At 64.1% G+C, this 6,544-nt stretch carries 7 protein-coding genes; 3 read left to right on the top strand and 4 right to left on the bottom strand.

Going from position 1 to position 6,544, the window contains the following annotated elements; translation table 11 throughout:
- Window positions 1-318 (bottom strand): TetR/AcrR family transcriptional regulator (locus tag Q0L57_RS02865; RefSeq protein ID WP_296737671.1); only part of this gene is annotated, 318 nt, incomplete at its 3' end.
- Window positions 319-465: 147 nt separating this feature from the next.
- Between Q0L57_RS02865 and Q0L57_RS02870 the strand changes: the two genes are divergently transcribed.
- Complete coding sequence (locus Q0L57_RS02870; protein ID WP_296737657.1) at window positions 466-1,176, top strand: NIPSNAP family protein; 711 nt, start codon at window positions 466-468, stop codon at window positions 1,174-1,176.
- On the opposite strand, the gene Q0L57_RS02875 is transcribed toward Q0L57_RS02870, so the two are convergent.
- From Q0L57_RS02875 to choX, 3 genes are read right to left on the bottom strand one after another with little or no spacing between them, the layout of a single operon-like run.
- Window positions 1,173-2,660 (bottom strand): amidase, encoded by a 1,488-nt coding sequence (locus Q0L57_RS02875; protein ID WP_296737658.1) that lies wholly within the window; start codon window positions 2,658-2,660, stop codon window positions 1,173-1,175. The two genes, Q0L57_RS02870 and Q0L57_RS02875, sit on opposite strands and share 4 nt — an antisense overlap.
- A complete protein-coding gene (locus Q0L57_RS02880) occupies window positions 2,657-3,520 on the bottom strand; it encodes an alpha/beta hydrolase (protein ID WP_296737661.1) in 864 nt (287 codons plus the stop codon). The genes Q0L57_RS02875 and Q0L57_RS02880 overlap by 4 nt, the downstream gene beginning before the upstream one ends.
- 14 nt (window positions 3,521-3,534) lie before the next feature.
- Window positions 3,535-4,473 (bottom strand): choline ABC transporter substrate-binding protein, encoded by a 939-nt coding sequence (choX, locus tag Q0L57_RS02885; protein WP_296737663.1) that lies wholly within the window; start codon window positions 4,471-4,473, stop codon window positions 3,535-3,537.
- 80 nt (window positions 4,474-4,553) lie between these two features.
- Here choX and betI point away from each other — a divergent pair, with 80 nt between their 5' ends.
- Complete coding sequence (gene betI, locus Q0L57_RS02890; RefSeq protein ID WP_296737665.1) at window positions 4,554-5,189, top strand: transcriptional regulator BetI; 636 nt, start codon at window positions 4,554-4,556, stop codon at window positions 5,187-5,189.
- Window positions 5,190-5,331: 142 nt separating this feature from the next.
- Window positions 5,332-6,544 (top strand): class II fumarate hydratase (locus tag Q0L57_RS02895; protein WP_296737668.1); only part of this gene is annotated, 1,213 nt, incomplete at its 3' end.

A 6,544-nucleotide genomic window follows, 5' to 3' on the forward strand; every position in this document is an offset into this window, starting at 1 on the left:
TTCATGCGCGAGGTTGTTGAGCGGGCAGCCGCGCACATAGCCCTGCTGCTCGAGCTCGGCGGCCACGGCCTCGAACGCGGCGCGCACGCCCGCGCGCGCCGAAGGCGCTGCCCTGACCGGGGCGATCCAGGTTTCTTCCACCGCTCCGGCCACGCGCTCCTCGATGACCGCCAGGGCCAACGCCTTCTTGGTCGGGAAATGGTGATGCAGCGCGCCGCCGGTGACGCCGGCCGCCGCCATCAGGTCGCCGAGGCTCGACGCGTGATAGCCGCGCGCCTGGAAGGATTCTTCCGCGACGTCGAGCACGCGGCGGCGCATGCCTTCGGGATCGTTGATGCGCTTCTTGCGCGCCGTGCGCGGCCGCGCCGCAATCTCTCCTGACATTGCATCACGATAGCAGATTGACAAAACAGGACAACCGGTCTGTTTATAAAACAGGACAATCACCCTGTTTTGGAAACGACGATGAACCCTGCCCTGAATGCCTCTCGCTTTGCCTCGCCGATTGTCGAGCTTCGCCAATACACGTTGAAGCCCGGCCAGCGCGAAACACTGATTGCCCTCTTCGACCGCGAGTTCGTCGAAACACAGGAAGCGACCGGCATGACGGTCATCGGCCAGTTCCGCGACCTCGACCGCCCCGACATGTTCGTCTGGCTGCGCGGTTTCGAGGACATGACGGCGCGGAAGAATGCGCTGACGGCTTTCTATGACGGGCCTGTCTGGGCGGCGCACAAGGATGCCGCCAATGCGACGATGATCGATTCCGACGATGTGCTGTTGCTCAAGCCGGCCTGGCGGGGAGCGGAGTTCGACCTGCGGCCGGCGGCCGCCGAGGCCAAAAGCATGAGTGACGATAGGCGCTTGCCGGGATTTGTTGAGATTTCGATTCATCATTTGCAACCAGGCACGGAGGCAAGCTTTGCAGAGCGCTTCCGCACGGAAACGCTGCCACAGATGACGGATGGCGCTCAGGTCCTGGCGGCGTTCATCACCGAGCGGGCCGAGAACACATTTCCACGCTTGCCAGTGCGTGCCGGCGAAACCGTCTTTGTCGCCGTTACCGCGGCCGCTGGTGCGGCAGCGCCCCGAGGCCCGTCGGAGTACGCTGCACCGGAGGTGACAAGGACACAAACCTTGCGGCTTGCGCCAACGCGGCGATCGCTTCTTGGCTAGGCCGATGCCTGGCGTATGTCGTCGGGACGTATCGCCTGGCGGCGCCCGTGGATGACATGGATCGCGGGGCGGCGCGCGCCCCATCCGGTGACCTGCTCCAGATCGTGGGAAATCCTGAGGAGGCGGTGATCTTCGTTGCGACGGCCGGCAAGCTGTATGCCTATGGGCAAGCCACCGCTTGACTGGAAAAGCGGAAGACTGGCGGCTGGTTGTCCCGTCACATTGAAGATTTCGGTGAAAGGCGCGAAGCCATAGGCCCTGGCGGCCCACCCATCGTAATCGAACACGGCCTCGTCGCCGCGAATGGCGCCGATCGGAGGCGGCAATTCGGCCGTCGTCGGCGTCATGACCAGATCGAAACCATCGAATGCCTTCGAAATGGCAAGCGTCGCGCCATGCAGCCGGCTGTGCGCCTTGAGGTAGTCGCTCGCCGACGCCCGGCGAAAGCGGTCCAACGCGTACCAACTGAGGCTTTCAAGTTCTTCGGGCCGGGGCATGCGGCCGATTTCGTCCGCACGCTCTTCAACCAGAGACGCGATCTCCGACATCCAGAAGATGTTCCACTCGATCCCGCCATCGGCTTCGGGCGGAAATCGCGCCTCGACGACCTCGTGCCCCATCTCCTCGAGCAGGGCCATGGCCTGCGCGAACTTCTCGCCGATCTCTCCCGCCACCGCAGTGCCGTCCGGGCGATGCGCAACGCAGGCAATGCGAAGGCGCTCCCCGGGCGAAGAAAGCCAGTCCAGATAAGACGGCACGGATTTCGGCACGGAGTAAGGCGCTCCGGGTTCCGGGCCGGCTGTAACGTCCAGCATGGCGGCGCTGTCCCGTACGGTGCGCGAGATCACGTTTTCCGCAAACAGCCCGGCCCCAACCTGATCTCGATAGGGGCCGACGGGATTGAGACCCCTTGACGGTTTCAGGCCAAACACGCCGCAACACGCCGCTGGCACGCGGATTGAGCCGCCAATGTCGGAACCGTGAGCGACTGGAACCATGCCGCTTGCCACCGCGGCCGCGGCGCCGCCGCTTGAACCGCCGGCAGTGACCGAGACATCCCATGGATTGCGGGTCGGTCCCCGAAAGTGAGGCTCGGTGACGAAGTCGTTGGCGAATTCCGGCGTGTTGGTCTTGCCGAGCAGTGTCAGGCCGGCCGCGCGCCATCGCCGAACGATTTCGCTATCCGGCTTCGGCCTGGCATCGCTGAAATAGCGCGACGAATGCGTCGTCGGCCATTCGCGGACATGAACGCCGGTATCCTTGACCAGGAATGGGACGCCCCCCAGCACCGAATTGGCCCGGCAGGTCTCGGCGGCCGAAGGACCCCATTGCGTGTCGATCAGCGTAACCGCATTGATCAGTGGGTTGAGCATCCCGATCGCTTCAATCGCCAGTTCGGCGACCTCGGTCGCCGAGACTTCGCCGGAGCGGATCAGCCGGCTCAGCGCGATGGCATCGGACGCAGCGTATTGCGACAGGTTCATCGAACCGCTCCGCCGAATCCGGCCCCTGTTGCGGCTGATGCGGTTTGCCCGGCATGGCCCGCACTCCCGGCATATTCCAGGATGGCGGCCGCTACCAGCGCCGGATCTTCCCAGTGGGGATTGTGACCGCAATTCTCCGCGCTCACGAACCTCGCGGCGGGAATTTCTTCGAGAAGCCGTTGCTGATGGAGTGCATCGAACAACTGGTCGTGTGCGCATCCGATTACCAGCGCATCCACCTGTATTGCCCGCGCCATCGCCGTCAGGTCCGTGCCGCGAATCTCGCCTAGGATCGCGCGCCAACGCGCGGCGGGCATCCCTGAAGCGTCCCGTGCAAGACCGTCGAGAAAGGACCTAGGCACACCGGGCCCGCACGCGTGCCACCAGTCGTAGAACGGATCGGCCGGCTCGATCGGATCGCAGAGCCCGGTGACGCCGGCGACCAGCGGATGGTCTGACGCGAAATCGGGTTTCAGCGTGCCGGCCATGACCACCAGCCCACCGATCAGATCTGGATGCCCTCCAGCCAGCGCGATCGACACCATGGCGCCGAGCGAATGGCCGACCACGACCGGCCGGTCGAGCCGCAGGCGCCGGATCAGCCCGGCGAGGTCCTCGGCGAAATCGACGGCGCGATAACTCTCGCCCGCCTGCGAGGCGCCGTGGCCGCGCAGGTCCGGCATGATCAGCCGGCGACCGGCCAAATGCGGCGCCAGCAGAGAGAAGCTTCGGCTGGTGTCGGTGAAGCCGTGGACGAGCAGAAGCGGCGGCCCGGACCCGGCGATCTCGACATAGGCGATGTCGAGACCTCCGATCTCCACGGATCGCGTGCGACCGGCCCATGCACTCTGATCCGCCACGTCCAACGCCGGCCTCACAATCCGAGCTTTTGCTTGACTGCGGCGAGACCGGGCTTGCCGTCAAACGTGGTGACGCCCGCCAGCCAGGCATCAAGCCTGTCCTTGTGCAAGGTAATCGACTTCAGCGCCCCTTCCTCCGGCTTCATGCCGTCATTGATGAGATAGCCCATGCCGACATTTTCCATGTCGATGTCGAAGGCAAGGTTCTTCAGGACCTTTGCCACGTTCGGGCATTCCTGCAAATAGCCTTTGCGCACCTGCGTCGTCACCGTGGCGGCGCCGAAATTCGGGCCATAGAATTTGTCGCCGCCGGTCAGGTACTTGAAGTCGTACATCGTGTTCATCGGATGTGGCGCCCAACCCTGGAAGACGATGAACTGCTTCTCCTTGATCTCGTAGCCGACCTCCGAGAGCATGCCGGCTTCGCTCGACTCGACCACCTGCCAGCCGGCGAGACCGAATTGCGGATCGGCGATGGCATCCATCATCAGTTGGTTCGATCCCGGCTCGATGCCATACATCTTCTTCCCGAATTTGTCGGCGAACTTGTGCAGGTCGGACAGATCCTTGACGCCGGCCTCCCAGACATAGGTCGGCACCGCGAAGGTGTATTTGGCGCCGACCAGATTGACGCGCACATTCTCGATCGAGCCATCCTTCTTGTAGGGCTCGTAGTAGGTGACCATGGCCGGGTCCCAATAGCCGAGGAACAGGTCGAGGTCTTTGTTCTTCATGCCCTCGTAGATGACGTTGATGCCCAGCACCTCGCTCTGCGGCTCGTAGCCGAGCGCCTGGAGCAGCACCTTGGCCACGCCTGTCGTGAAGGCGAGATCGTTCCAGCCAGGCTCCGCCATGCGGACCGCCTTACAACCTTCGGCCTCGGCGGCCCGGGCGGTCTGGGAAGCCAGCATCAAGGCCGCGACACAGACGCCATTCGTAAGCATGCGCAACATTCGGATTCTCCTCATCGTCGAATTGACCTTTTGGTCGATTTATTGTCCCACTGGTCAATCATTGATCTGAGCGGACGAAGATGTCAACATGGATTCGCCATGCATGGATCGATCCGGTGAAACTCACGCGTCTCAGCGACATACGCCGCAAGGAGCTGCGGCAGGCCGCCTTCGCAGTCCTTCAGCGCGAGGGGATTGCCGGCGCGACGATCGAAAAGGTTGCTGCCCAGGCAGGCGCCTCGAAGGGCATCGTGCTGCACTATTTCAAAAGCAAGCAGGAGCTGTTCGAGCACGCGCTCCGCGAATCCAATCTCGTATTGCGCGATGCCGTGACGGCGCGGCTGAAGCAGGCACGCACCCCGATGCAGCGGATCGACGCCATCATCGACGGCAACTTCGAGGAGCACCTGTTCCAACCGTCACTCTGCCATGCCTGGCTGTCGCTCTGCGCCGAGGTGCCGCGCGACGAGAAGCTGGCGCGCATCCAGAAGGTCATCCACGCGCGCATGCGTTCGAACCTCCTTTCCGGCCTGCGCGGCCTCACTTCACCGGACGTGGCCGACGAGATCGTGCTGGGGGTCACGGCGCTGATCGACGGGCTGTGGCTGAGGCTCGGCCTGCAGCCGGGCAGCGTCTCGCGCGAGCAGGCGATCCGCCAGGTCAAGGACTATGTCGCGGGGCGGCTGGCGATGCGCCAAAGCGCGGCCGCCGAGTGATCTCCTCCGAGAGGGAGATCACCGGCCCCACCTTCAACCGATTTGCATCCTAGCCGCCCGCAATCTCCGCTTGATGCCTTTTGTGCAACGCGATACGCCCTTGCCCAAACCGACAGACCGGAGACTTGCCGTGAGCGCTGAAATGACCAGAACCGAAACCGACACGTTCGGTCCCATCGAGGTCGCCGCCGACCGTTACTGGGGCGCGCAGGCGCAGCGGTCGCTCGGCAATTTCAAGATCGGCTGGGAAAAGCAGCCGGCCTCGATCGTGCGGGCGCTCGGCGTCATCAAGCGCGCCGCGGCCGAGGTCAACATGGAGATGAAGCGGCTGGATCCGGCCGTCGGCGAGGCGATCGTGAACGCCGCGCAGGAAGTCATCGACGGCAAGCTCAACGACCATTTCCCGCTCGTGGTCTGGCAGACCGGCTCGGGCACGCAGTCCAACATGAACGCCAATGAGGTGATCTCAAACCGGGCCATCGAGATGCTGGGCGGCGTGATGGGCTCGAAGAAGCCTGTCCATCCGAACGACCACGTCAATATGAGCCAGTCGTCGAACGACACCTATCCGACGGCCATGCACATCGCCTGCGCCGAGCGCATCGTGCATCACCTGATCCCGGCGCTGCACCACCTGCACAAGGCGCTCGACGCCAAGGCCCGTGAATTCAACCACATCATCAAGATCGGCCGCACCCACACGCAGGATGCGACCCCGCTGACGCTCGGCCAGGAATTCTCGGGCTATGCCGCGCAGGTCGCGTCTTCGATCAAGCGCATCGAGATGACGCTGCCCGGCCTGCAAGAACTGGCGCAGGGCGGCACCGCCGTCGGCACGGGCCTCAACGCGCCGGTCGGCTTCGCGGAGAAGGTGGCGGACCGCATCGCTTCGATCACCGGGATCTCCTTCGTCACCGCGCCGAACAAGTTCGAGGCGCTGGCGGCGCATGATTCCATGGTGTTCTCGCATGGCGCGATCAACGCGGCTGCGGCAGCGCTGTTCAAGGTCGCCAACGACATCCGCTTCCTCGGCTCCGGCCCGCGCTCGGGCCTCGGCGAGCTGTCGTTGCCGGAAAACGAGCCGGGCTCCTCGATCATGCCGGGCAAGGTCAACCCGACGCAGTGCGAGGCGATGACGCAGGTCTGCGTGCAGGTGTTCGGCAACAACGCTGCGCTGACCTTCGCCGGCAGCCAGGGCCATTTCGAGCTCAACGTCTACAACCCGCTGATGGCCTACAACTTCCTGCAGTCGGTGCAGCTGCTGGCCGACGCCTCTGTCTCCTTCACCGACAATTGCGTCGTCGGCATCGAGGCGCGCGAAGACAACATCAAGGCCGCGCTCGAGCGCTCGCTGA

It is taken from the genome of Mesorhizobium sp. (assembly GCF_024509055.1).
In the GTDB taxonomy this organism is placed as follows: Bacteria; Pseudomonadota; Alphaproteobacteria; order Rhizobiales; family Rhizobiaceae; genus Mesorhizobium.